The 1,567-nt window shown below is 33.2% G+C and carries 3 protein-coding genes; all 3 read left to right on the top strand.

The genetic code is table 11. The features are described 5' to 3' along the window. Positions 1 to 174 precede the first annotated feature (174 nt). Positions 175 to 777 carry a Uma2 family endonuclease gene (locus ACOVO2_RS25465; RefSeq protein ID WP_421772684.1) on the top strand — a complete coding sequence of 201 codons (603 nt, stop codon included), beginning with the start codon at positions 175 to 177 and terminating at the stop codon, positions 775 to 777. 126 nt (positions 778 to 903) lie between these two features. Continuing rightward, positions 904 to 1,080, top strand: a complete 177-nt coding sequence (locus ACOVO2_RS25460) for a hypothetical protein (protein ID WP_421772683.1) — start codon at positions 904 to 906, stop codon at positions 1,078 to 1,080. A gap of 48 nt (positions 1,081 to 1,128) precedes the next feature. Then, complete coding sequence (locus ACOVO2_RS25455) at positions 1,129 to 1,542, top strand: XisH family protein (protein WP_421772682.1); 414 nt, start codon at positions 1,129 to 1,131, stop codon at positions 1,540 to 1,542. The last annotated feature ends 25 nt before the right edge of the window (positions 1,543 to 1,567 follow it).

The following is a 1,567-nucleotide window of genomic DNA, read 5'->3' as shown; positions in this document are numbered from 1 at the left end:
GATTGTCGAAGAGCATAGCTCGCACTTCCTTTCTACGAAATATGTTTTCTAAAAAATACAATCCCCTTCGGTTTAAATCGAAGGGGATTTTTGTTTAACATTGCCTTGAAAACTTGCTTATGAAGCGTTCAAAACTCAAAAAACTGTTTAAATTTGTGTATAAATATTCAGAAAATGACTAAAGAAGTAAGTCCAAAGTTGATTTTGCATAAACCTACTCGTAAATATACGCTTGAAGAGTATTTACGAAAAGAAGCAAACTCAACCCACAAACACGAATTTATAAACGGCGAAATAATCAAAATGCCAAACGCAAGAGGCCCTCACAATTTAATAGCAATGAATATTGCTGTTGAAATGACAAACACAACAGAGAATTTAGGGAAGAATTATCTTTTTTATGGCTCTGACCAAAAAATTTATTTTCCAAGCCTTGATGAAGGTGTCTATGCCGATGCTTTGGCAGTTTGCGAAAAACCACTTTTTTGGGATAATGACGATTTACTTTTAATCAACCCCATTTTAGTAGTAGAAGTTTTATCGAAAAGTACACAAAAGTATGACCGTACTGGCAAGTTTGACAGATACAAAACCCTTGAATCATTCAAAGAATATGTGATGATACGCCAAGATATATGCTATGCCGAAGTTTGGTATAGAGAACGCCCTGGTCTTTGGCACGAAACTATCGTAATGGATATTGAAGGGAAATTGCCTTTACAATCGCTCGGCGTGGAAATTTCGATGAAGCGGATTTATAAGAATGTGAGTTTTTGAGATTTTAAACATATAAATTTTGATAACTATCTGCTTAAACCAAATATTTTTTTGTTGCTTTTAAAGACCAAAAAGTATTGAGCAAAACTCAAAAAACTGATTAAATTTGTAAAAAATTAGTTTAATATGATAACAATAAGTTTTAAAACCAGCAGTCCAAAAGCCATTGCTTTCGCACAAAAATTGATGGAAAGTAAAAGGGAAACGCAAGAGGAAATTAGACAAGACTTTAAAAGTCCTGAATTTCAGAAAGCGATTGAGGAATTGAAAAGAAGAAACGCTGAAGAAAAAACTAATTTGTAAGAATGTGAGTTTTGGGGGGATAAAGAACATCAAATAATTATTTGAATAATGGCGAGAGATTTTTATCATAAAAATGTTCGTGAAGCTTTGGAAAAGGATGGGTGGTTAATTACGCATGACCCCTATCCTGTAAAAATTGATGATGTTGGTTATGAGATTGATTTTGCTGCTGAACCACTAATTGCGGCTGAAAAAGATGAACAAAAGATTGCCATTGAGGTTAAAAGTTTTGTTGGTCCTTCTACAATCAATGAGTTTCATAAAGCCGTTGGACAATTTAATGATTACGCAGTTGCATTAGAAATAGCAGACCCAAATAGAGTTCTTTTTTTAGCAATACCCGATGAAGTTTGGGAACGTTTTTTTCTAAAACCGATTATCCAAAAGTCATTGGAGAGAATAAGAGCAAAAATTTTGGTTTTTGAACCAACCCAAAATATAATTATACAATGGATAAAATAGCTAAATATCGTGAAGCAATTTTGAG

Source organism: Emticicia sp. (assembly GCF_049241225.1).
GTDB lineage: Bacteria > Bacteroidota > Bacteroidia > Cytophagales > Spirosomataceae > Emticicia.
The sequence above is the reverse complement of the archived record's forward strand: the minus strand, read 5'-3'. Positions and strand labels throughout refer to the sequence as shown.

Bases quoted from the DNA above. Each gene is read 5' to 3' on its own strand.
- ACOVO2_RS25465 (WP_421772684.1), top strand. From the start codon at position 175: ATGACTAAAGAAGTAAGTCCAAAGTTGATTTTGCATAAACCTACTCGT.
- ACOVO2_RS25460 (WP_421772683.1), top strand. From the start codon at position 904: ATGATAACAATAAGTTTTAAAACCAGCAGTCCAAAAGCCATTGCTTTC.
- ACOVO2_RS25455 (WP_421772682.1), top strand. From the start codon at position 1,129: ATGGCGAGAGATTTTTATCATAAAAATGTTCGTGAAGCTTTGGAAAAG.